Raw genomic sequence first — 22,091 nt, 5'->3', positions numbered from 1 at the left:
TGAAGTCCTGACCTAGACGTTGGCGCAGCGAAGACCCGCCAAGGAAATCCGACTTTTTTTGCGGACCCGCGGCCGCGCTCAGCCCAGCATCACGATCCCGCCCGGCCAGCGTGTCGCGCGCGCGCCGAACAGCACCTCGATCTGCTCGATCGCCTCGTCGAGCGCATTGATCCGGAAATGCCCGCTGAGCCGGTGGCGCGCGAGCGAGTCGCTCGCCAGCACGACCCGGCCGTTGCGGTAGCGGTTGATCTCGTCCACCGCCTCGCTCAGGGGCGTGGCGCGGAACACCAGCTCGCCGCGGCGCCAGGCCTGGGTCTGCGCCATGTCCACCTGCGCCACCGGCGACACGCCGGTCGCGCCGCACCAGATCTGCTCGCCCTCGCGCAGCGCGATGGTGCGCGTGGGATGCATCACCTCGACGCGGCCCTCGATGCAGCTCACGCGGTAGCGCTCGTCCTGGCGCCACACGGCGACATTGCCCACACCGGGCACGATGCGCAGCTCGCCCGCGACCAGCTCGACGAAGGGCGCGCCGGGGCCGCGCCGCAGCGTGGCCTCACCCGCGATCAGCCGGATGCGCTCGCCGCCGCCGGCCGCGGCGCCGGGCTGCACCGCGAGGCTGGTCTGGGTGTTGAGCATCAGCTCCACGTCGGCCGCCAGCGTCACCGTGGCCTGCTGGCCGGTGCCGGTGCGGTAATCGGCCACCAGCTCGGACCACGAGGGCCACAGCGCCAGCGGCGGATGCACCACCGCCGCGATGGCCGCGGCGCCCGCGCTCGCGAAGCCCGCGCCGAGCAGCCAGCGCCGGCGCGTATCGACCGCCACCGCGGCCTGCACCGCCGCGCGGCCCGGCGCGGCGGCGGCCTCGGGAAAGAGCCGCTGGTGCGCTTGCGCCACGCCGCCGATCGCCTGCCACTCGCGCTTGGCGCGCTCGAAGGCCTGCGCATGGCTCGGGCCGCGCGCGCGCCACTGCGCGAGCTGACGCGCGTCCTTGCGCGTGGCCGCGCCCGAGCGCAGCCGGCGCACCCAGGCGCGCGCCTCCTCGTCGAGACGGGAGGCAAGGACTTCGGAATCGTCGTCGGCCATGTTCGAGATCATCGGTGTGCTGCTGACTGGACGTTCGGCGCCGGGGCCGACCGCCAATTCGATCAATCCTTGCGCGGCCCTCGCATCTGTTCGACGCAGAACTCGTGCGCCAGGTGGATCTCGCGCTCGACGCGGCGCAGCGAGATCGCGTAGCGCTGCGCCAGCTCCTTCTGCGGGATGCCCTCGACGCGCGAGGCAAACAGCAGTTGCCGGCGCAGCGGCGGCAGCAGCTCCATCGCGCGCGCCACCGCCTCGAGGTCGATGCGCGCCTCGACCGCGACCGCCGGGTCGATGGCCTTCTCGTCGGTCATCAGCAGCTCGTCGACCTCCTCGCCCGAGAGCTCGAGCCGGTCGGCGCGGATGCGGTCGATCGCGATGTTGACCGCGGTACGCAAGAGGAAGCTCTGCGGGCTGTGCACCGGGCCGGCCGGCGCGCGCACCGAGAGCTTGACGTAGGTGTCGTGCAGCACGTCCTCGGCCAGCTCGACCGAGCCGAGCCGGTGCGAGAGCTTGCGGCGCAGCACGTCGTAGCGCTCGACCAGGAAGTTCAGCAGGCCGGCGGTCATGGGCGGCAATCGCCGGTCTGCGCCGGCTGGCGCGGCAGGATCAGCAGCGCGATCGGCTGCGCCAGGCCCTCGGGCGGCGCCGACTCGAGCGCCAGGCCGGTGAGCCGCGCGGCGATGCGCGCATCGCGCCGTTCGTTGCCGGTGGCATGCAGCACCACGCGCTCGACCACCGGGGCCCCGGCATCGATCCAGAGGTTGAGCGCCAGCCGGTAGCTGCCGGGCATGGTGACGGGATCGCCGCACAGCGCGGCGGTCACGCGGGCCTGCAACTGCGCGTAGTAAGCGCGGCGCGCGGCGGTCGCCGCGATGGCGGTTCGCGTGTCGGCCGTCGGGGCAACCGGCGACGTCCCGGCGGCGGGCGCCTCGGGCCGCATCAGCATGAAGGCCGCCTGCGAGGTGTAGCGCACCACGATGCCGCTGCCCGCGAGCAGCTCGCGCAGCGCGGCCTCGGGCGTGTGCTCGCCCTGCAGCGGACCGGCCATGCGTCCGTCGGCGATCGCGTCGTCGTAGAGCAGCGACTGGCCGGTCTGCGCATGGAAGCGGCTCAGCGCCGCGGCCAGCGGCAGGCGCGGAATGTCGAAGTGCATCGGCGCCGCGGGGTCGGCCACGGCGGTCCGTGGCGCGTCGGCGCGCGCGGCCGGCATGCCGCCCAGGAGCACCGCCACCGCCATCAGTCCCGCCGCGAGCTGTGAACCCGCTGCGGGCATGCCGGATCGAGGAAGGAGGTGCAGGAAAGGTGCATGCGCGGCGTGTTCGGAGGAGCCGGGCCGTGGACGTCGGGACCATCGCAGCCTGGGCGAGCCGGATGGTGACTGCGCTGCGTGACGGATTCGTGTCGGTACGATGACAGGCGGCGCCGCGCTGGCCGCCCGGCGCTTCAGCGGCCCGTGCCGGCCTGCCTCGAGCGGCCGCGCACGCGCTCGTAGCGGTAGACGCGAAAGCCCTCGTCCTGCACGAAACCCACGGGCTCCCAGCCGCGCGTCAGCGCGCAGTCGGTGATCTGCGCCATCTGCACGCCGAGATAGTCCTGCAGCACGTCGTCGACCGCGAGCTCGAACTTGCGCAGCTCGCGGTCCAGCGCCTCGATGGCCGCGATCGCGGCTGCGACGCTGGCGAAGGGCCGGCGCCGCGCCAGGCCGAGGCCCGGCGTCGAGGGCGGTGCCTCGCGCCGCGGCTTCGGACCGAAGTCCACGCTGATGCCGCCCTCGACGCTGTCGAGGCTGCCCATCAGTGTCACGTGGCCCATGATGTTCATCCCATGAACCCGATGTCGCGCGGATACGCGATGCCGTTCGCCGTGCGCCCGAAGTTCTTCAGGTTCGGCAGGATCCCGTCGAGCTGGCTGTCGGGCACGCCGAACCAGCGCGCGAGCGTGGCGGCGTACTGGTCGACCGAGGTGGTGGGCAGCAGGCGGCCCTGGCCCACGTGCCACTGGTCGGCATCGGCCGCGGTGTTGCCGATGCTCACGGGCGGTGGCGTGCCGTAGATCGCCCTGCCCTTCACCGCGCCGCCGACCACGAAGTGATGGCCGCCCCAGCCGTGGTCGGAGCCGTCGCTGTTGTACGAGAGCGTGCGGCCGAAGTCGGAGGCCGTGAAGGCCGTGACCTGGTCGGCGAGTCCCAGCGTCGCCATCTGGCGATGGAAGGCGGCCATCGCATCGGACAGCCGCTGCATCAGGCCGGGCTGGATGGTCATCAGGCTGTCGTGCAGGTCGAAGCCGCCCATCGAGACGAAGAAGACCTGGCGCTTCACGCCCAGCGAGGCGCGGCCGCGGATCAGGCGCGCGACCATCTTGAGCTGGCTCGCGAGGCCGTTGTTGGCCGGGAAGGCACCGGCGGGAAAGTCGCTCTGGATCGCCGCCGTGACCTGGCCCTCGGCCTTGACCGCGCGCCGGACCACCTTGCTGTATTCCTCCTCGAGCGTGTGGCCGCGCGATTGCTGCGCGAGCTGCTGCATCGCGGCCTTGACGGTGTCGGAACCGAACAGGTTGCCGGTGTTGGTGCCCACGCTGTAGATGCGCACCGCGCCGCCGGTGCCGACCTGGTACTGCAGCGCCTGGTCGCCCGAGAGGAACACGGCATTGCCCGACACCGACATGCAGGTGAACAGCGCGCCGGTATTGCCCGACAGCACGAGGTCGCCGATGTTGCCGCCCCAGCCCACGGTCGAGCCCTCGGGCGAGGACGACTGCCAGACCGACTGCTGGTCGTTGTGCGAGAACAGCTTGGGCGGCACCGGCCAGGACTTGCGGTTGCCACTGTCGTACTGGGCGCGCGTGATCGGCGCGATCAGCGGGCCGACGTTGAGCTGCACCGCCACCTTGCCCTCGTTGTGGAACAGGTCGGCCAGCGCGGTCATCGACGGATGCAGCGCGTACTGGCGTCCGTCCGCGAGCGCCCTGGTGGGCGCGAGCAAGGTGGGCAGCAGCTGGGCGCGCGCGATCGCGATGCCGCCGCCGGCATCGCCGTTGCCGCCGCGGATCTGGCTGTACTTGCCGTAGCTGTCGGTGTCGTACGTGACCACCGTGTTGGCGTAGTCGTTGCCGCCGTAGAGGAAGACGCAGACCAGCGCCTTGTAGTCGTCGCCGGGCGCGGCCTGGGCCGCGGCCTCGCCCATGGTCGCGAGGTTGAGCGCGAACGGCAGCGCGGTGCCGGCCATCGCGAGCTGGCCCGAGCGGCGCAGGAAGGCGCGCCGGGTGTGGCGCGCGGGATCGATCAGATGCATGGGCGCCGCTCCTGGCTGGCCGTGTTCGTCGGGGTCATGGGGTTCATTTCTGCACCAGGTATTCGGGCGCGCCCATCACCAGCATCACGGCCGCGTAGACGCGGTTGAGCCGGGCGCCCTCGCTGCTGCTGGCGTTGAGCGCGGGCGTGGCGAGCGCATTGACGATCAGGCTCACGGTGGCGCTCGAGAGCTGGTTGCCGGTCAGCAGCAGGTTGAGCCGCTTCACGAGTGCCGCGGGGTCGAGCGCCAGCGCCTTCTCGGCCGCGTAGGCGGCGCGCACGTCGCCGTTGTCGATGCCGTAGGGCAGCGCGTTCTGCAGGAAGTTGAGGTAGCCGCCCACGCTGGACTCGTTGACGATCTGGAACTCGGGCGCCACCAGCTTGCGCTCGGCGATGGCGGTGGCCGGCGGCACGTAGCCGGGCCGGAAGTAGTTGAAGACCGAGGGCGAGCGCAACGGGCTCTGGCCCAGGCCGTAGCTGGCATTGCTCTGGTCGCCGATGCGCCAGGTGCCCTTGGTGGAGCTCACGCCGAAGCTGCGGCCCCATTGCGCGAGCCGCAGCATCGGTTCGCGCAGGCGGCCGAAGTCGGGGTTGGCCAGGCCGGCCGGCGCGCGCGCCTCGTCGTCGATCAGCACGGCGGCGAACACCGCCTTCATGTCGCCGCGCACGCCCGCGCCGTTGTCGGCGAAGGCCGCGGCCACGCGCTTCACGTAGGCCGGGCTCGGGTTGCTCGTGACCAGCCGCTGGATCAGCTGCCGGCCGATGAAGGGGCCGACGTTCGGGTGGTTGAACAGCGTGTCGAGCGCGATCTTGAGCGCGGCGGCGCCGGGCGTGTTGGCGGGCACGGTGGCGCCGAGGAACTTCGCCTCGAGCATCGAGTGGCGGCTCGCGACGAGCACCATCGGCCGCGTGGTCCAGTCCCTGGTCTCGACGGTGTAGCTCGCGCCCGGCGGGCGGAAGCCGTTCTCCTCGCCGGGCTTGATGTCGAGGTCGTAACCGGTGAAGACGCGCGCGAGCTGCGTCACGTCGTTCTGCGTGTAGCTGTCGAGCGGCTGGCCGTCGGCGCCGGTCTTCGGCGTGCCGTCGGCCTCGAGCTGCTGCAGGCCGATGCTCATGAGCTGCATGACCTCGCGCGCATAGTTCTCGTCGGGCTGGCGGCCGCGGTTGTTCTCCTTCTGGTTGCCGCGCGTGTTGAGGTAGAAGCCCATCGCGGGATCGAGCGTCACAGCCTCGAGCAGCTGGCGGAAGTTGCCCGAGACGCCCACGGCCAGCATGTCCCAGTACTGGGCCATCATGTGCGTCGGCCAGCTCGAGCCGATGTCGTTGGCCGAGACCACGAAGATCTCGCTGAGCGCGAGCGCCATGCGCTTGCGCACCGCGTCGCCCGACAGCATGAGCTGGCGCCAGACGGTGGCGTCGATGTCGGTGGCGTTGTAGGGCTGGCTCTCGACCCATTCCCAGGCAGTCTGGGTGCGCGGCGCGCTGAACTGCTGTTCGAGCCAGGGCAGGAAGCCAAGGCTGCGCACCGCGGCGATCTCCGGCTCGGAGGCCGAGAACTGCGCCTGCAGCAGGAAGCGCGCGGCTTCGGCGTCGCTCTTGGCCTGCAGGTAGTGGTAGGGGCCGGTGTCGGCCGGCGTGGCCGGATCGGGCTGCGGGTTGGCGCCGCCGCCCGCGCCCGGGAAGATGCCGCCGCCCGCGCCACCGCCGCCTCCTCCGCCGCCACAGCCCGCGATCAGCGCCGGCATGGCGAACAGCGCCAGGCCCTTCAGCGCCTTGGCCGATCCCGTGTGGGTGGGCGTGCCGTGGCCGTCCCCGTCCCGCGCCAGCGGCGCATCCCCCGTCTCATGAGCCGCTGCCTGCTGGCCGGCTTCTTCCGTGTCGAACATGACCCTCGCTCCTGCGGCGCCCGCGCGCCGATGGGGCTCAGGAGGCAAGGCTCATGCCCTACCGGTTTCCGTGGATCGAGGAGCTGAAACCGACGGACTTTCGGCTTAGAAATGTGAACTTGTGTGACTTTTTCGTCGCTCAGGAAACACAATTTGACAATTCCTGTCGTGAATTGTCTTCAGCAAGCGCTCAGGCGGACACTGGGCGCGTCAGTCGTCGTCCCCGTCATCGTTGGGCGCGCGGTACGGGTAGCCGGGGCCGTAGTAGAGCCGGCCCGGCGGCGGCGCGATCAGCGGTGCCGGCCGGTAGTACACGGGCGGCGGCGGGCGGTAATACACCGGCGGGGGCGGCGCGTAGTAGATCGGCGCGGGCTCGTAGTAGACGGGCGGCGGCGCGTAGTACGGGGGCGGATAGCCCACGCCGGGCGTGCCGATCTCGATCGACCAGTGGCCGCGCGCGTTGGCGGCACCGGCCGCGAACAGCGAGGCGACCGCCACGGCGGCGAGCGCGGCCAGGTGCAGGCCGCGGGACGAGGAAGAAGAAGGCTTGAGGTTCACTGAGGGCTCCCGGTCCAGGCTGGCTGGAAACGACCGCGAACGGCGGTCCGATGCACGAGCAACGCCCGGCCCCCGCGCCCCGTGCACGCCCGGCCACCGCTTCTGGTAGCCAAACGTGACGAGGCGGCCGCCCTTCAGCCGACCGAGCGGCGCGACAGCAGCACGTCGCCGCCCATGGTGTTGAAGGCGATGGTCGGCGCGCTGAAATCGCTGAGCGGCGCGCCGAGCCCGATCTCGCCGCTGCCGTGCAGCACGCATTCCTCGCGCCGCAGCGCGATCTCGCTGCTGGGCCCGGCATTGCCGTGGAAGCGCACCCAGGTGCCGTAGGTGCTGATTTCGGTCAGCACGCAACTGCCCTGGCGCAGCTCGATGCGCGCATGCAGGCGCGACACGCGCGGATCGTTGACCACGAACTCGGCGTCGTCGACGCGGCCCAGGTGGATCGGCAACTGCTCGGTGCGGAACATCGAGCGCACGTCGAGCCAGCTCAGCTCGATCTGGCCGAAGTTCGAATCGGCATGGCGGCTCGCCATCAGCGCGGCCGGCACCGTCAGCGAGGCGGTCACGTCCTCCTGCCAGTCGATGCGATGCACCACCGAGAGCTCGCTGCGGCCGCGGATGTTGATCGGGCCGAGGTCGCGGTGATGGACCGAGCCCTCGGGCAGTTGGGCGATCACCGACTCGGTGGCCCAGATCTGGCTCGGCCCCGCGAGATCGCTGAGCCGCGAGGCCAGGTTGACCGCGTCGCCGAAGCAGTCGCCGTCGACCTCGAGCACCTCGCCGCTGGCCACGCCGATCTGCAGTTCCATGCGCAGCGGCGCGGGCCAGGCCAGCAGGCGCTTCTGGTGCTGGCGCTGCAATTCGATCACCGACTGGATCGCGCCCGCGCCTTCGGCGAAGAGCGCGAACACGCCATCGCCCAGCGACTTCACCACCCGGCCGCCATGCTTTTCGCACACCGCCCCGATCCATTGCGTCAGGCGCGTCACCGTCTCGGTGGCCCGGGCATTGCCCATCGCCTCGAAGACCCGGGTGCTCCCGGTCAGGTCCGCAAACACCACAGTGGAGTTGACAACCATGTTCTGAATTCGGCCTCACCGCCGTTGTTTTGAGTTTTCTTATCTCCGACCGGACACGGAGAACGCCGAAATCCGGTCATCCCTGGACGGGTTTGTACCGTCAAATCCTTCACCAAGTCGCACTATTCTGAAGAGGAAGAGTGAGCTGTCAGATAAATACTGTGGGCTATGTAGGAAAAGTCCTGCATTTGCCTTAATACTTTAGAAAACACTCCTCAGTTTTTGCTCGAACTGCTACGTAAAGTGTGTTGTTTTCAAACAAGAAACAATGTTCCACAACTTGTGTCTTGATCATCGCCCGATTAAGGTAACCGTCACCTTTGCTCCTGGTGTTACGTAACTCGCCATGTCGATCATCCGCCGTCTGCTTCGTCTGCTGCACCTTTCGGGTGGTGCCAGTGCGCGCACCAAGGATCTGCAGCTCGGCCGCATCCGCAGCGCGATGCTGTCGCTGCTGCAATCGCACGGCGGCCACTCGGTGCAACGCGTGAGTCAGCGCGTGCGCTTCGCCGCCGATGTCGAAACCCTCTGGTATCTGCGCCAGGACGTGATGACCGCGCTGAGCGCGATCGACGGCGAAACCGCCGCGCGCCGCAAGATGAAGGGCATCAACAGCATGTTCGAAGGCGGATTGCCGGGCTCGATGGGACCGCGCACGCACCAGCGCATTCCCCACCACTGATGTAACGGACGGCAGGCGGTCGCGAGCTGCCTGTCGTTCGCTTCGAGGCGGCCTCCGGGCCGCCTTTTTTTTGGGCGCGCGCGGCGCCTCAGTGCGCGTGGCCGTGGTCGGCGTGGTCGCCGTGCGCGTGGCCGTGATCGTGGCCATGCGCATGCCCGTGCGGCCTGGCGCTGCCGTGCGGGTGATGGCCCCACACCATGAACACGTCGCGCCCGTCGGCCGCGAGCTCGACCTTCGCGCCCACCGGCAGCAGCACCTTGGTCGGCACGTGGCCGAACGGCAGGCCCGCGATCACCTGCACCTTGCGCAATTGCGCGCGCAGCCGGTCGATCACGGTGTCGAGGCCGAAGCCGCGGTCGTAGCCCGGCACCTTGCGCATGCCGGTGAACTGGCCGAAGACGATGGCGCGCTGGCGGCCGAGCACGCCGGCCATGCGCAGTTGCTCGAGCATGCGCTCGATGCGGTACGGATGCTCGTTGATGTCCTCGATGAACAGCACGCCCTGGTCGACCGCCGGAAAGTACGGCGTGCCGAGCAGGCTGGTCAGCACGCAGAGGTTGCCGCCCCACAGCACGGCGTCGTGCACGGGCTTGAGCTTGATCCCGGCATCGCGCACCGGCATGCGCCAGCCGGTGCCCTCGCCCTGCCCGTTCGCGAGATCGTCGAAGCAGGCTTCCATGATGTCGTCGGGCCCGGCCTCGGCGCCGAAGTCCTCGCCCACCGCGGGGCCGGCCCAGGTCACGGCGCCGGTCTTCGCGAGCAGCGCGTTCTGCAGCGCGGTGAAGTCGCTGAGGCCGACGAACTCGGTGCCGCGCTCGATGGCCTTGGCCACCTTCTTGAACGGCACGCCGTCGAGGATGCGCGTGAGGCCGTAGCCGCCGCGCGCGATCAACGCGATGTCGGCCCCGCTCGCGGCCGCGCGGCCGATGGCCGCGAGGCGGGTCGCGTCGTCGCCGGCGAAGCGCTGGTGGAAGGACAGCGCGGCCTCGTCGACCTCGACCTCGTGGCCCAGTGCCTTCAGGCGCGCCACGCCGCGCCGGAACGCGGCCTTGTCGCGCACCGCGCTGGAGGGGGAATAGATGTAGATGTGCTTGTTGCTCACGGCGTCGAGTATCCCATCGCGGCGCGCGCGGCCTCGGCCAGTGCCAATGCCTGCGCGCGATCCGGCCCCGAGGACCGGGCCAGCGGGCCGAGCGCGCGCAGCGCGGCCTCGAAGCCGCGGTCGGGGAACGGCGCGCGCCAGGCATCGCGCACGCGCTCGCCGCCCTCGGGCGCGGCCAGCAGCGCCGCGAAGCGGCCCGCGGGCGCGGCCGCATGGAGCGCGGCCGCCAGGTCCGCGCCGGCCTGCGAGTGCAGCAGCACCATCGGCGCGGGCGGCAGCCGGGCCAGCCATTCGAGCAGCAGGTCGCGATGCCACTCGAGGCTGTGCGCGGCCTCGCGCTTGGGCTTGTCGCTCTTGCCGAAGCCGATCAGGTCGGGCACCCGCACGCGCAGCCCGGGCAGGCCCACGAGATGGCGAAAGGCATAGCCCCATTCGCCGGGGCCATGCAGGCACAGGCAGGTCGCCTCGACGGCACCGCCATCGGCCGGCCCTTCGTCGACGTAGTGCAGGCGCCAGCCGCGCTGCGACGGCAGGTCCTGCACGTGGTGCGGCGCGAAGGCGTAGTCCGCCAGCGCCTCGAAGCGCTCGGGCGGCGTGCGCAGCGCATCGTCGCGCAGCGGCTGCGCCTGCTCGCGCGCGGCCGTGCGTCGGCGCTGGAAGAAGTCCTGCAGCAGCGCCGCGCAGTCGGCCGCCAGCACGCCGCCCCGCACTTGCGTGCGGTGGTTAAGCTGGGGCAGCGCGAACAGGTCGAGCACCGAACCGGCCGCGCCGGTCTTGGGATCGGTGGCGCCATAGACCACGCGCGCGAGCCGCGCATGCAGCATCGCGCCCGCGCACATCGCGCAGGGCTCGAGCGTGACGAACAGCTCGCAGCCCTCGAGCCGGTAGTTGCGCAGCGCCTCGGCCCCGGCGCGCAGCGCATTGATCTCGGCATGGCCGCTCGGATCGTGGCCGCCCACGGGCGTGTTGCGGCCGGTGGCGATCACGCGGCCATCCTTCACCAGCACCGCGCCCACGGGCACCTCGCCGGCCTCGGCCGCGCGCCGCGCCTCGGCCAGCGCGAGCGCCATGAAGCCGTCGTCGTTCAGGGGCTCACTCGTCATCGGGCATCTTGCGCTGCGACTGCTGCATCGCGGCGTCGAGGGCCTGCTTGTACTGGTCCTGCACCTGGCGCGCCTGGTCGCGCACCGTGGCGGGCGTCGTGGCATCGCCCCCGGTCGACACCACCGGCGCGGCCACGCCCGCGAACTGCTTCTTCGCCACCAGCGCGACGATCGCGAGCGCCACCACGAGGCCGATCAGTCCGAGTCCGCGCATCTCAGGCCGCGCCCTTCGCGGGCGCCTCGGCACCGGTCAGCCCGAGGCGCTCCATCCACACCGACAGCGCGCGCTCGTCGCCCGACCCGGCCGCGTAGCGCTCGTGCATCGCCGCATGCGATTCGCGCCGGTGCTGGTTGAGCTTGATCTTGCATTGCAGCGCGGTCACGCGCAGCTCGAAGCCCACGATGCCGGCCAGCATCTTGAGCTGGAATTCCTCGCCGAGGTCGCGCCACTGCTGCGCATAGGCCGGCTCGTGCTCGCCGATCAGGCGCTTGAGCAGCGCGTCCTTGGCCGGTGCGTCCTCGACCAGCCGGGCCTCGACCGTGCAGTGCACCGCGAGGTAGTTCCAGGTCGGCACGCGCGCGAGGTCGGGATAGACCTGCGGCGACAGGTAGGCATGCGGCCCGAGAAAGGTGGCGACCGCGCGCGGCCGCGCCTGCAGGTAGCGCCAGTGCGGATTGGGCTTGGCGCAGTGGCCCCACAGCACCAGCCCGCCGCCCTCGCCCGTCCTCTGCTCGGCCACCAGGGGCAGGTGCGTCACGTACGGCAGGCCGTCGTCGTCGGTCGAGATCAGGCTCGCGAAAGGATGGGCGCGCATCAGCTCGAGCGCGACGGCGGGATCCTTGGCGTTGAACTGCGGGGGCATGTACATGGGACGAATCCTTGGGACGGCGAGGCCCGATTGTCCCCGAGCCGCCCGGCGCCCGCGCCCCGCGTTCTGCTCAAGGCGCGCCGGCGGCCCGCAACTGGTCGGCCATCGCCGTGTAGCCGCGCGCCACCGCGAGCTGCAGCGGCGTGCGCCCCTGCCGGTCGGCCAGCGAGAGCCTGGCGCCCGCGCCGATCAGGGCCGCCAGCGTGCGCTGGTGCCGCGCGCCGCCGTCGCCCAGCACCACGGCCTCGATGGTGGCGGTCCAGTGCAGGTTGTTGACGTGGTCGAGCGGCGCGCCGGCCGCGATCAGCTGGCGCACCACCTCGTCGTGGCCCAGGTGCGCGGCCGCGATCAGCGCGGTGCCGTCGTAGCGGCTCGTGACCTGCTTCGCGCTCGCGCCCAGCGACAACAACAGCGCCAGCGTGGCCGGATCGTCGGCCACCGCGGCGATGGTCACGGCGTCGTAGCGGTCGTCCTCGAGCAGGTCGAGCGAGGCGCCGGCCTGCGCCAGCAGGCGGATCGCCTCGCGCTGGCGCGCATGCGTGGCCACCTGCAGCGCCGTGCGGCCACGGGCATCGCGCGCATCGAGCGTCGCGCCGCCCGCGATCAGCGTGCGCAGCCGCGGCAGGTCGCCCTGCCAGGCCGCGCGATGCAGGCCCTCGTAGGCCTTGGCCTCGGCCACGCTGGGCGCTACCTGGGCCATGGCCGCACCCGGCACGCCCGCGGCCAGCGCGAGCGCCAGGCCGGCGGCGAGCCGAAGCGCGCGCGGCGTTCTCATCCCAGCAGGCCCTTGACCTTCTCGAGCGCGGCATTCGCGCATTGGTCGTCGAGGTGGCCGCCGGGCGCGCCGCCCACGCCCACGGCACCGATCACCTCGTTGCCCGACTTCACGGGCACGCCGCCGCCCAGCAGCAGGAAGCCCGGCAGGTAGACCAGGTTCGCGGCGCCGGGATTCTTCTGCGCGTTCTCCATCATGGCCTGCGTGGGGCTCTTGGCCGAGGCCGAGGTCCAGGCCTTGCGCTCGCTCGAGGCCAGCGTGTGCGGGCCGGCGTTGTCGGCGCGCTGCACGGCGCGCACGGTGCCGGCGCGGTCGACCACGGTGGCGGCCACGTTGTAGCCGTTGGCGGCGCAGGCGGCGACGGCCTCGGCGGCGATCTGGTTGGCCAGCGCGAGCGAGATGTTGCGCTCGGTGCGCACTGCGGCGGGCGCGGCGGTCTGGGCCTGGGCCAGGGTGGAGGCGGCCAGGCCGACGACGGCGGCAGCGAGGGTGGCGAGGCGAAGCGACGAATGCATGAAAGGGTCTCCAGTGAGTGGCGCCGGCCCGTTGCCGGCGGCTGCGCCACTGTAGGAAAGCCGCGTCGGCGCGGCCATTCGTACGGCTGCGGGCCGCGCTCCGTAGTTCTACGGAGCGCCGCTCAGGCCGCGTCGCCGTCGACCAGCAGCGCGTAGCGCCGGATCAGCTGCGCCAGCGAATCGCTCTCGAGCTTGGCGAACAGGTTCGCGCGGTGCGTCTCCACCGTGCGCGGCGACAGCGCGAGCTCGCGCGCGATCTCCTTGTTGGTGAGGCCGGCGACGATGAAGGCCAGCACCTCGCGCTCTCGCTCCGACAGCTGCGCCACCCGCTCGCGCGCCGCCTGGTCGGCCTGCGAACGCTCGCGCGAGCGCACGTGCTGGCGCACCGCCTGCTGCAGCGCCTCGAGCAGCTGTTCGTCGTCCACGGGCTTCTCGAGGAACTCGGCCGCGCCGGCCTTGAAGGCACGGCGGCACATCTCGACCGTGCCGTGGCCGGTCAGCATGATCACGGGCTGGTCCACGCCCTGCGCCACCAGCCGGTCGAGCACGGTCAGCCCGCCGATGCCGGGCATGCGCACGTCGAGCACGATGGCGCCGATGCCGCTGCGGTCGAAGCCCGCGAGAAAGGCCTGCGGATCGGCCCAGGCCTGCACGCGCAGGCCCACGGTGCCGATCAGCAGCGCGAGGCTGTCGCGCACGGCCTGGTCGTCGTCGATCAGGTGCACCAGCGGGGATTGGGGTTGGACGTTCATCGGGCGCTTTCTTCCAGCCGCAGCCGCAGGGTGAAGCGCGCGCCGCGCGGCAGCGCGTGGGCGGCCTCCAGGCTGCCTCCCATGCCGCTGGCCAGCGTCTCGCTGAGGCTCAGGCCCAGCCCCAGGCCGCCTTCGCGCGTGCTGAAGAAGGGTTCGAACAGCCGCGGCAGGGCCTCGGGCGCGATGCCCCGGCCGCTGTCGACGATGGCCAGCGTGCCTTCCTGGCCCTGGCGCGCGAGCTCGACCTCGATGCGCCGTTCGCCCGCGGGCACGCCTTCGAGCGCCTGCAGCGCGTTCATCAGCAGGTTGTGCACGATCTGCTCGAGCGCCACCGGTTCGCCGAGCACGCGCAGCGGCGGCTGGGCCGCGGCATCGAAGCGCACCGCGACACCGCGCTGCTCGAACTCGGGCGCCAACAGGTGCATCGCATCGCGCACCACCTCGTGCAGCGCCAGCGGGCGCAGCTCGCCGCCGGCCTCGGGCCGCTCGATCACGCGCCGCAGCCGCCCCACCACGCCGGCCGCGCGCCGCGCCTGTTCGACCGCCTGGCCCATGGCGCCGCGCGCGGTGGCGATGTCGGGCGGCTCCTCGTCGAGCAGCCGGCGCGCGGCCTGCGCATTGGCGAGCACGGCCGTCAGCGGCTGGTTGAGTTCGTGCGCGAGGCCGGCCGACAGTTCGCCGAGCGCGTTGAGCCGCGCGACCTGGCCGAGCCGCAACAGCTCTTCCGCGCGGCGGCGCGCCACGCGCTGGCGCTGCGCGGTCCACAGGCCCGCGACCAGCAGCGCCATCGCCAGCGTCCACAGCGCGATCGCGCGCCAGGGCAGTTCGGACCAGCCCACCTGGCGCTGCGCGACGAGGTCGAAGGGCTGGCTCGGCGAGGCCAGCACCTTGGTGAAGTCGAAGCGCCAGCCGCCCTCGCCGATGCGGCCCGGCTGCAGCACCAGCTGCTGGCCATCGCGCTGCAGGCTCAGCCGCACCGGGCTCTGCTGCGGGTTCATCGGCCAGTCGCGCCAAGGCACGGTGCCCGCGAGGTCGATGGCCAGCGCGTAGCTGACCGGGTCGGCGCCGATCGCCAGCAGGTAGCGCCCGTGCGGCAGGTCGAGCGCCGCGTATTCGGCGCGGTGCAGTTCGCGCGAGCGCGCCTCGGCCCGCGCCAGCGCCTCGGCCTGCGGACCCGGCGGCCAGGCCTCGTCGCGCGCGCGCCGCTGCACGCCGAGGATCGACGCGTACACGGCGGGCAGCCGCTGTTCGGGACGGTCGGCGGCGCCGCCGCCGCTCGCGGGCTCGAGCAGCGCGAGCGTGGCCAGCACCGCGTCGTACTGCACCACCTGCTGGCTCATCAGGCGGTGCGCGATGCGCGCGTCGGTGTCGAAGGCCTGGTGCAGTCGCTCGATCTCCGCGCGCGCGAGCCAGACCGCGCCCGTGGCCGACAGCGCCAGCCAGGCCAGCCACCATCCGCCGCGGGTGCGCAACCACTGTTTCATGGCGCGGATTGTGCCCGGCAGGCAGGCGCCGGCCGGGCGAGAATGCGCGCCCGAGGCATCAGTGCAATGCAGGACCATCTTTTCCCCGACCTCCCCGGATCTCCCCCTTCGGCGACGCCCGCCCCTCCCACGGACGACGCCCCGGCCGCGAAGAAATCGCGCGGCGGCACCGTGCAGCCGGCACCGGCCGATCCCGCGCTGGTCGACCTCGCGCTGCAGCTGCCGCCGCAATTGCGCTTCGGCGGCTCGTCGTGGAACTACCCGGGCTGGGCCGGCCTCGTGTGGGACGGCGAGTACGCCGAGACCGTGCTGTCGAAGAACGGCCTCGCGGCCTATGGCCAGCATCCGCTGTTCCGCACCGTGAGCCTGGACCGCAACTTCTACCGCGCGCTCACCGCAAGCCAGTACGCGCGCTACGCGGCGATGGTGCCCGACGACTTCCGCTTCGTGGTGAAGGCGCCGAGCGTGGTGACCGATGCCACGGTGCGCGACGAGAGCGGCCGCGGCACGCAGATCAATCCGGCCTTCCTCAGTGCCGACCTCGCGGTGCGCGAATTCGCCGAGCCCGCGCTGCAGGGCCTGGGCCACCGCATCGGCGCGCTGGTGTTCCAGCTGAGCCCGCTGCCGCGGCCCGTGCTGGCCGATGTGCCGCTGCTGCTCGAGCGCCTCGCCGCGATGATCGCCGCACTGCCGGCGCTCACGCCGACCGCGCCCGACGCGGTGGTCGCGGTCGAGGTGCGCGATCCGCAGCTCATGACGCCCGAGTTCGCCGCCATGCTGCGCAGCGTGGGCGCCACCTGGTGCCTGGGCCTGCACGCGAAGATGCCGCCGATCGAGGACCAGCTGCCGATGCTGCGCGCGCTGTGGCCGCGCCCGCTGGTGTGCCGCTGGAACCTGCACCGGCGCCACGGCCGCTACGGCTACGAGGACGCCGAGAAGCTCTACGGCCCGTTCGACAAGATCGTCGACCCCGATCCCGAGACGCGCCAGGCGCTGGCGCGCGTGATCGCGGGCACCGTGAAGGCCGGGCAGAACGCCTTCGTCACCGTGAGCAACAACGCCGAGGGCTGCGCGCCGCGCACCGTGGCGACCCTGGCGCAGGAAGTGGCGGACCTGCTGCTGCGCTGAATCAGTCGACCGCGACGGTCATCTCGACCTCGACCGTCGCGTTCTTCGGCAGCGCATAGACGCCGACCGCCGTGCGCACATGCACGCCCGCGTCGCCGAACACCTCGTGCAGCAGGTCCGAGGCCGCGTCGGCCACCTCGCTGTGCTGCGTGAAGTCGGCGCTGCACTGCACGAACACGCCCACGCGCAGCACCTGGCGCACCGCGTCGAGCGAGCCGAGCTCGCGGCGCAGGATCGCGAGCGCGCGCAGCGCGCAGATCTGCGCGCCCTCGCGTGCCTGCTCGAGCGAGACGGTATCGCCCGCGCGGCCCGTGACCATCACCGTGGTGCCCACGCGCGGCACCTGGCCGCTGATGTAGACGGTCTGGCCATCGCGCACGGCCGACGCGTAGTGGCCGCCGACGCGGATCTCGCCCTCGAAGCTGTGGCCGAGCGCGGCGGCGATGCGGTCGGCAGTCTGTTGGCGATGGGCGGAGGCGGTCATGGCGGAATTTCCAGCTGAAAGAAAAGGCGCCATCTTCGCCGCACCGGCGCGCCGCGAACAGATACAGAGCCCGCGAAATGCAGCCGCAACAGAGGCCGCGCGCAAGCCCTGGTCCGAGGCTTCGAGGGGCTTGCCAAGGCCCTCGCTTTCACTCGTGCGAGACTCGCCGCTGAAGGAGAGTTACAGATGAATACATTTCTATTCGTGGTCGTTCTGGCGACCCTCGCCCTGCTCCTGGTCGTGCTGATCGCCCAGAAACGCAACGACAGCCGCGGCGGTTTCGTCGAACGCCCGCGCCCGCGCGCGCCGCTCAACGAACGCCAGCAGGCCATGTACCACCGCCTGGTGCAGACGCTGCCCGACCTCGTGGTGCTGCCGCAGGTGAGCTTCGGCGCCCTGCTCACGGCGCGCACCCGCGCCGCGCGCAGCGGCTTCGGCCGCAAGATCGCCGACTTCGTCATCTGCGACCGCAACTTCGAGGTGGTGGCCGTGGTCGGGCTCGACGAGAAGGCCGGCCGCAAGGAGCGCGCGCTGCGCGAGGCCCACGACGCGCTGCTGGTCGATGCCGGCTACCGCGTGCTGCGCTATGCGCGCGTGCCCGACGTGGGCCGTGTCGAGGCCGACTTCGATCCCTCGCTGGCCACGCCGCGGCTGCAGATCGGCCCGCGCTTCCTCGAGGCGATGACGCTCGAGCGGCCGGCCTTCAAGCCCTCGACGCACCAGTGGCATCCGTCGAAGGCCAAGCGCCGGCGCCGCGAGCGCCCGCGCGAGCTGCCCGCCGATCAGCCCTCGAACGCGAGGTAGACCCGCCCGCCCTCGATCTTCACCGGGTAGCTGCGCAGGTCCTCGGTGAGCGGCGCGCACATCGCCTTGCCGCTGCGCACGTCGAAGCGGCCCTGGTGCAACGGGCACTCGATCTCGTGGCCCTCGAGGAAGCCGTCGCACAGCCGCGCATGGCCGTGGGTGCAGATGTTGTCGGTGGCATGGATGCCGTCCTCGGTGCCGTAGAGCGCGATGTCGCGGCCCTGCACGTCGATGCCGATCACGTCGTCGGCGGGGACGTCGTCCACCGCCGCGGCGTCGATCCAGGTGATCGTGGTCATGTTCTTTTCCTTCGTGGCGTGGGTGGCTGTCAGTCGGGCTTGAGGCCCGTGCGCTCGATCACCGGCTTCCAGCGCCGCAGTTCCTCGCCCATGAACTTCGCCAGCGCCTCGGGCGTGCTGCCCACGGGATCGAAGTACGCAGTCTGCAGGCGCTTTTGCACTTCGAGGTCCTTGAGCACCGCGGCGATCTCGCGGCTCATGCGCTGCACGATCGCATCGGGCGTGCCCTTGGGTGCCATGTAGGCGAACCACGGCACGGCCTGGATGTCGGGCAGGCCCGATTCGCGCAGGGTCGGCAGCTCGGGCAGCAGCGCCGAGCGCTCGGCCGAGGTCACCGCGATGGCCTTGAGCCGGCCGGCCTTGGCCTGCGGCATCACCGACACCGGCGGCAGGCAGGCGAACTGCACGTCGCCCTGGATGATCGCGGTGACGGCCTGGCCCGAGGACGCATAGGGAATGTGGACCGCGAAGGACTGGGTCTTGAGCTTGATGAGCTCCACGCCCAGGTGCGAGATCGAGCCGTTGCCGGTCGAGGCGAAGTTGAACTGGCCCGGGTTGCGCTTCATCGCGTCGAGCCAGCCCTTGACCGACTCGACGTTCATGCCGTTCGACACCGCGCACACATTGGGCGTGGTGGCGGCGAGCGACACCGGCACCAGGTCCTTGAACGGGTCGTACGGCAGGTTCTTGTAGAGGATGGTGTTGTAGACCAGCGGCGCGTTGACCGAGAGCAGGAAGGTGTAGCCGTCGGGCGCGGCCTTCGAGGCCTGGTCGGTGCCGCTGTTGCCGCCCGCGCCGGGCTTGTTCTCCACGATCAGCGGCTGGCCGATGCGCGCGGCGAGCTTGTCGTTGACGATGCGCGCGAGGATGTCGGGCGAGGCGCCCGCGGCGAAGGGCACGATCACGCGCACGGGGCGCTGCGGCCAGTCCTGGGCCTGGGCCGTCATGGCGATGGCGGCCGTGGCCGCGAGCACGAACAGGGTCTTCATGGCCGCGCCTCCACGTCCACCATGCCCAGGTGGTCCTGCTGCTCGCGCGCGATGAAGCCCGCGATCAATGCGCGATAGGCGGCCTCCACCACCTCGGGATAGGCGCCCTCCTGCTCGGCCAGCGCCCTCACCTTGTCGATGACTTCCTGCTGGCGCTGCGGCGCCGAGACCTGGAAGGCATCGCGCTTGAAACGCGCCGCGTCTTTCACGTAGCGGCCGCGCTCGGCCAGCAGCGCGACGATCCTGCGGTCGAGCGCGTCGATGTTCTCGCGCACCTCGGCGAGGTTGGCGCACAGCGGCCGGTAGGCCGGGTCGGTGAAGCGGCGCAGCGGCGCGCCGTGGGTCTCGGGTTCTTTGTCCTGCATGGCTCAGATCGGATAGATGATGGAATTCGGGATCATTTCGCTGTCGAACACGCACAGGCGCGACGCGAACTTCAGGCCCTCGGCCGTGGGCACGATGCGGTCGATGTAGCGGCCCACGTTGAACACGGTCGAGGGCCCGTCGAGCTTGGTGCGGAACACGGCGTAGTTGGCCTCGCTGTGGATGGCGCCGTCGTCGTCGACGCCGTGCACCACCGGCAGGCCGACCACGTGGCGCTGGTAGTACGGGTCGTGGAACAGCGTCTCCTGGATGCCGTAGACGCGGTCCTCGAGCATGCCGCGGCTCTCGAAGGACAGCGTGGCCAGCGGCAGGCCGCGCTCGTGGTTCTCACGCGGCTGCAGCCGGTAGCTGCACTGCTCGGTGAAGAAGGCCGGCCAAAGGCTCCACTGGCCCGAATCGACCGCATGGGCATAGGCCGCGTAGAGCCGGGCCAGCTCGAGGTAGGCGGCGGGGTCGAGCTGCTTCATGCGGCCTCCATCACTTCGCGCCAGTAGCGGTACATGCCGCGGATCAGCGTCTCGGTCACCATGTGGTCGGTGTTCTCGACCTCGCGCCCACCGAGCTCGGCCAGCGTGCGGTGGTAGGGCTTCTGCTCGAAGCCCTGCTGCGAGAACTCGATCACCTCGCCGTCGTCGGCCGACACGAAGCCCGCCGGCCCGAACAGGTTGGCCTGGCGCAGGCGGCGCTGCGTCATCTCCTCGCTGTCGTCCTCGAAGCCGAAATGGGTCCAGACGAAATCGAAGGCATCGTGGCCCACGGGCTGGATGTGGCGCGTCGACACGCTGTTGACCTGTTGCTGCAGGATCAGGCTCGGGAACAGCGTCATCATCACCGCGGTCGGCCCGCCCCACCAGGGCTCGGGCACGATGTCGAGGAAGCGCGGGTCCTTGAGCTGCATGCTCTCCTTGAAGCTGGAGACCTGCGTCACCTGCGCGGCCTTGCCCGCGCTGCCGCGCGTGGAGATCATCGCGGCGTGGCGCCCGCGCGCATCCATCTTGAGCTCCGACTTGTTGTCGGCGCGCCAGAGCCCGAAGGTCACGAACCAGGTATGGAGCAGGCCCGGGTGATACGGGTCCTTGATGTTCTCCTGCATCAGCTTCCAGTTGCCCGGGATGCGCTGGCGGCTGTAGCCGAGGATGGTGAGCTTGCGGCCGTCGAACAGCCGGTCGAAGTAGCGCAGGATCTCGGGGCCGAGGAAGTCCTCGAAGGATTCGATGTCGTGGTCGAAAGAGGCGAACACCACGCCGCCGCGCCGCGCGACCTTGAGCTTGTTGAGGCCGTTCTCCTCGAGCTTGAAATCCCCCGGCATGCCGCCGTTGACCTTGCCGTCCTGCTTCACGCCGCGGCGGAACGGCACGCCCTGCAGGTCGCCCTTGAGCGAGTAGTTCCACTGGTGGTAGGGGCAGACGAAGTCCTTGCGGTTGCCCTGGCGCTCGCGGCAGAACTGCATGCCGCGGTGCGCGCAGACGTTCTCCACCACGTGGATCTCGCCCTCCATGTCGCGCACCAGGATCACCGAGCGCTCGCCGACGGCGGTGCGCTTGAAGTCGCCGGGGTTCGGGATCTCGGCCTCGAGGCCGACGTAGCACCAGTGCTTCTCGTAGAAGAAGCGCTGCAGCTCCTTCCTGTGCAGTTCCTCGTCGGTGTAGGCCTTGAACGGGATGCGGCTGGTCTGCTCGTTCTCCCAGCGCAGCTCGATGGGGAACACGGCTTGCGTTGTCATCGCGGGTCTCCTTGTCTTTCCGGCAATTCTTCAGGTGCCTTGCAGGTAGAAGGCATCGGCATGGATCTGCTCGGGCGCGAGGCCGCGGCCGCGCACCAGTTGCGTCACGGCCTCGACCATCGGCGGCGAACCGCAGAGGTAGGCGCGCCAGCCCTCGAGGCTGCCGGGCCAGTCGGCGCGTATCGCGTCGGTGATCAGGCCGAGGCGCTGGCCGGCCTCGGCCGGGCCGGCGACCACCACCACCTGCACCGTCAGGCGCGGATGCAGCGCCTGCAGTTCGCGCAGTTCGGCGAGGCCATAGACGTCGGCCCCCGAGCGCACGCCGAGGTAGAGATGGATCGATTGCTGCGTGAGCCCGGCCTCGATGGCGCCGCGCACGATCGACAGGATCGGCGCCAGCCCGGTGCCGCCGGCCGCGCAGAGCATCGGCCCGCGGTGCTTCGTGCGCAGGTAGGCGGTGCCCAGCGGACCGCTGACGCGCACCGCGTCGCCCACGCGCAGCTGCTCGAACACATGCGCGGTGACGCGGCCACCGGGCACGCGGCGCACATGGAACTCGAGTTCGTCGTCGCGGCCGAGGCTCGCCATCGAGTACGGCCGCGCGAGTCCCGGCGCGAACTGCAATTGCGCGTACTGGCCGGGCGAGAACTCGAGCGGCTTGTTGGGCTTGAGGCGCAGGCGGCGGATGTCGTGGGTCAGCGTCTCGATGCCGGTCACCGTGGCCTTGAGCACCCGCGCCGGATGCACCACCACCTCGTCGGGATCGGGGATCTCGATCGCGCAGCTCTCGGTCAGGGTGGCCTGGCAGGCCAGCACGTAGCGCTCGCCCTGGCCGTCGGGACGGATGGCATCCTGGCCCGCGTCGAGCACCTGGCCCGACACCAGCTTGCAGCGGCAGGTGCCGCAGCGCCCGGCCATGCAGCTGTACGACACCGGCACATGGTGCTCGCGCAGCACCTCGAGCAGGTTCGCGCCGGGGCGGACCTCGAGCGTGCGGGCCAGGGGGTGGATGTGCAGGTCCATCGGATGTTCTTCTCGTGGGCGGGCGCGCTGCGCCGGTTGTCTCGGGGACGGATGATGCGCGGCCGTCTCCGATTGAC

General features: G+C 71.1%; 26 protein-coding genes. 3 read left to right on the top strand and 23 right to left on the bottom strand.

The genetic code is table 11. The features are described 5' to 3' along the window. Positions 1 to 78 precede the first annotated feature (78 nt). The 8 genes from R0232_RS17815 to R0232_RS17780 form a co-directional block, all read right to left on the bottom strand. A complete protein-coding gene (locus R0232_RS17815; RefSeq protein WP_431508913.1) occupies positions 79 to 1,098 on the bottom strand; it encodes a FecR family protein in 1,020 nt (339 codons plus the stop codon). A 50-nt stretch (positions 1,099 to 1,148) separates the two neighbouring features. Continuing rightward, positions 1,149 to 1,652 (bottom strand): sigma-70 family RNA polymerase sigma factor, encoded by a 504-nt coding sequence (locus tag R0232_RS17810; RefSeq protein ID WP_431508912.1) that lies wholly within the window; start codon positions 1,650 to 1,652, stop codon positions 1,149 to 1,151. After that, positions 1,649 to 2,359 carry an STN domain-containing protein gene (locus tag R0232_RS17805; RefSeq protein WP_431508911.1) on the bottom strand — a complete coding sequence of 237 codons (711 nt, stop codon included), beginning with the start codon at positions 2,357 to 2,359 and terminating at the stop codon, positions 1,649 to 1,651. The genes R0232_RS17810 and R0232_RS17805 overlap by 4 nt, the downstream gene beginning before the upstream one ends. A gap of 170 nt (positions 2,360 to 2,529) precedes the next feature. Beyond that, positions 2,530 to 2,898, bottom strand: coding sequence for a hypothetical protein (locus R0232_RS17800; protein ID WP_398494211.1), 369 nt, complete (start codon positions 2,896 to 2,898; stop codon positions 2,530 to 2,532). Positions 2,899 to 2,903: 5 nt separating this feature from the next. Then, a complete protein-coding gene (locus R0232_RS17795) occupies positions 2,904 to 4,376 on the bottom strand; it encodes a DUF1501 domain-containing protein (RefSeq protein WP_431508910.1) in 1,473 nt (490 codons plus the stop codon). Positions 4,377 to 4,419: 43 nt separating this feature from the next. After that, positions 4,420 to 6,261 (bottom strand): DUF1800 domain-containing protein, encoded by a 1,842-nt coding sequence (locus tag R0232_RS17790; protein WP_431508909.1) that lies wholly within the window; start codon positions 6,259 to 6,261, stop codon positions 4,420 to 4,422. 210 nt (positions 6,262 to 6,471) lie between these two features. Continuing rightward, positions 6,472 to 6,819 (bottom strand): hypothetical protein, encoded by a 348-nt coding sequence (locus tag R0232_RS17785; protein ID WP_208510616.1) that lies wholly within the window; start codon positions 6,817 to 6,819, stop codon positions 6,472 to 6,474. A 134-nt stretch (positions 6,820 to 6,953) separates the two neighbouring features. Further along, positions 6,954 to 7,898, bottom strand: a complete 945-nt coding sequence (locus R0232_RS17780; RefSeq protein WP_431508908.1) for an adenylate/guanylate cyclase domain-containing protein — start codon at positions 7,896 to 7,898, stop codon at positions 6,954 to 6,956. Positions 7,899 to 8,244: 346 nt separating this feature from the next. Between R0232_RS17780 and R0232_RS17775 the strand changes: the two genes are divergently transcribed. Continuing rightward, positions 8,245 to 8,580 carry a hypothetical protein gene (locus tag R0232_RS17775; RefSeq protein WP_431508907.1) on the top strand — a complete coding sequence of 112 codons (336 nt, stop codon included), beginning with the start codon at positions 8,245 to 8,247 and terminating at the stop codon, positions 8,578 to 8,580. A gap of 88 nt (positions 8,581 to 8,668) precedes the next feature. Here the strand turns inward: R0232_RS17775 and R0232_RS17770 are convergent, their stop codons facing one another. The 8 genes from R0232_RS17770 to R0232_RS17735 form a co-directional block, all read right to left on the bottom strand. Beyond that, a complete protein-coding gene (locus R0232_RS17770) occupies positions 8,669 to 9,682 on the bottom strand; it encodes an LD-carboxypeptidase (protein WP_431508906.1) in 1,014 nt (337 codons plus the stop codon). Further along, positions 9,679 to 10,785, bottom strand: a complete 1,107-nt coding sequence (gene tadA, locus R0232_RS17765) for a tRNA adenosine(34) deaminase TadA (protein ID WP_431508905.1) — start codon at positions 10,783 to 10,785, stop codon at positions 9,679 to 9,681. Before tadA ends, R0232_RS17770 begins: the two co-directional genes overlap by 4 nt. After that, positions 10,775 to 10,999 (bottom strand): hypothetical protein, encoded by a 225-nt coding sequence (locus R0232_RS17760; RefSeq protein ID WP_431508904.1) that lies wholly within the window; start codon positions 10,997 to 10,999, stop codon positions 10,775 to 10,777. The genes tadA and R0232_RS17760 overlap by 11 nt, the downstream gene beginning before the upstream one ends. Position 11,000: 1 nt before the next feature. Then, a complete protein-coding gene (locus R0232_RS17755) occupies positions 11,001 to 11,654 on the bottom strand; it encodes an FMN-binding negative transcriptional regulator (RefSeq protein WP_296787924.1) in 654 nt (217 codons plus the stop codon). Between the two features lie 70 nt (positions 11,655 to 11,724). After that, positions 11,725 to 12,429 carry an ankyrin repeat domain-containing protein gene (locus R0232_RS17750; protein ID WP_431508903.1) on the bottom strand — a complete coding sequence of 235 codons (705 nt, stop codon included), beginning with the start codon at positions 12,427 to 12,429 and terminating at the stop codon, positions 11,725 to 11,727. Beyond that, positions 12,426 to 12,944, bottom strand: a complete 519-nt coding sequence (locus R0232_RS17745) for a GlcG/HbpS family heme-binding protein (protein WP_208509097.1) — start codon at positions 12,942 to 12,944, stop codon at positions 12,426 to 12,428. The genes R0232_RS17750 and R0232_RS17745 overlap by 4 nt, the downstream gene beginning before the upstream one ends. A gap of 122 nt (positions 12,945 to 13,066) precedes the next feature. Further along, the gene (locus R0232_RS17740) at positions 13,067 to 13,696 is read right to left on the bottom strand and encodes a response regulator transcription factor (protein WP_093341845.1); all 630 of its coding nucleotides are present in this window, start codon (positions 13,694 to 13,696) and stop codon (positions 13,067 to 13,069) included. Further along, on the bottom strand, positions 13,693 to 15,180 hold the full coding sequence (locus tag R0232_RS17735) for a sensor histidine kinase (RefSeq protein WP_431508902.1): 1,488 nt from the start codon (positions 15,178 to 15,180) through the stop codon (positions 13,693 to 13,695). Before R0232_RS17735 ends, R0232_RS17740 begins: the two co-directional genes overlap by 4 nt. A gap of 66 nt (positions 15,181 to 15,246) precedes the next feature. Here R0232_RS17735 and R0232_RS17730 point away from each other — a divergent pair, with 66 nt between their 5' ends. Continuing rightward, entirely contained in the window at positions 15,247 to 16,308 is a 1,062-nt protein-coding gene (locus tag R0232_RS17730; RefSeq protein WP_431508901.1) for a DUF72 domain-containing protein, read from the top strand. Position 16,309: 1 nt separating this feature from the next. Here the strand turns inward: R0232_RS17730 and R0232_RS17725 are convergent, their stop codons facing one another. Beyond that, on the bottom strand, positions 16,310 to 16,792 hold the full coding sequence (locus R0232_RS17725; RefSeq protein WP_093341840.1) for a RidA family protein: 483 nt from the start codon (positions 16,790 to 16,792) through the stop codon (positions 16,310 to 16,312). A 186-nt stretch (positions 16,793 to 16,978) separates the two neighbouring features. On the opposite strand from R0232_RS17725, the gene R0232_RS17720 reads away from it, so the two are divergent. Continuing rightward, entirely contained in the window at positions 16,979 to 17,596 is a 618-nt protein-coding gene (locus tag R0232_RS17720) for a DUF2726 domain-containing protein (protein ID WP_431508900.1), read from the top strand. Here the strand turns inward: R0232_RS17720 and R0232_RS17715 are convergent. The 6 genes from R0232_RS17715 to R0232_RS17690 are packed head-to-tail and all read right to left on the bottom strand — an operon-like array spanning position 17,575 to position 22,014. Beyond that, on the bottom strand, positions 17,575 to 17,895 hold the full coding sequence (locus R0232_RS17715) for a non-heme iron oxygenase ferredoxin subunit (protein ID WP_093341836.1): 321 nt from the start codon (positions 17,893 to 17,895) through the stop codon (positions 17,575 to 17,577). The genes R0232_RS17720 and R0232_RS17715 overlap by 22 nt on opposite strands. 29 nt (positions 17,896 to 17,924) lie before the next feature. After that, positions 17,925 to 18,884, bottom strand: coding sequence for a Bug family tripartite tricarboxylate transporter substrate binding protein (locus R0232_RS17710; RefSeq protein WP_431508899.1), 960 nt, complete (start codon positions 18,882 to 18,884; stop codon positions 17,925 to 17,927). Further along, positions 18,881 to 19,249 carry a chorismate mutase gene (locus R0232_RS17705; protein WP_208509103.1) on the bottom strand — a complete coding sequence of 123 codons (369 nt, stop codon included), beginning with the start codon at positions 19,247 to 19,249 and terminating at the stop codon, positions 18,881 to 18,883. The genes R0232_RS17710 and R0232_RS17705 overlap by 4 nt, the downstream gene beginning before the upstream one ends. 3 nt (positions 19,250 to 19,252) lie before the next feature. Further along, positions 19,253 to 19,735, bottom strand: a complete 483-nt coding sequence (locus tag R0232_RS17700) for an aromatic-ring-hydroxylating dioxygenase subunit beta (protein WP_431508898.1) — start codon at positions 19,733 to 19,735, stop codon at positions 19,253 to 19,255. Further along, complete coding sequence (locus tag R0232_RS17695; protein ID WP_208509105.1) at positions 19,732 to 20,991, bottom strand: aromatic ring-hydroxylating dioxygenase subunit alpha; 1,260 nt, start codon at positions 20,989 to 20,991, stop codon at positions 19,732 to 19,734. The genes R0232_RS17700 and R0232_RS17695 overlap by 4 nt, the downstream gene beginning before the upstream one ends. A gap of 30 nt (positions 20,992 to 21,021) precedes the next feature. Next, on the bottom strand, positions 21,022 to 22,014 hold the full coding sequence (locus tag R0232_RS17690) for a 2Fe-2S iron-sulfur cluster-binding protein (RefSeq protein WP_431508897.1): 993 nt from the start codon (positions 22,012 to 22,014) through the stop codon (positions 21,022 to 21,024). Positions 22,015 to 22,091 lie beyond the last annotated feature (77 nt).

The organism is Variovorax sp. DAIF25, assembly GCF_050711835.1.
Classification (GTDB): Bacteria; Pseudomonadota; Gammaproteobacteria; order Burkholderiales; family Burkholderiaceae_C; genus Variovorax.
This window is presented reverse-complemented; position numbering and strand designations above follow the sequence as displayed.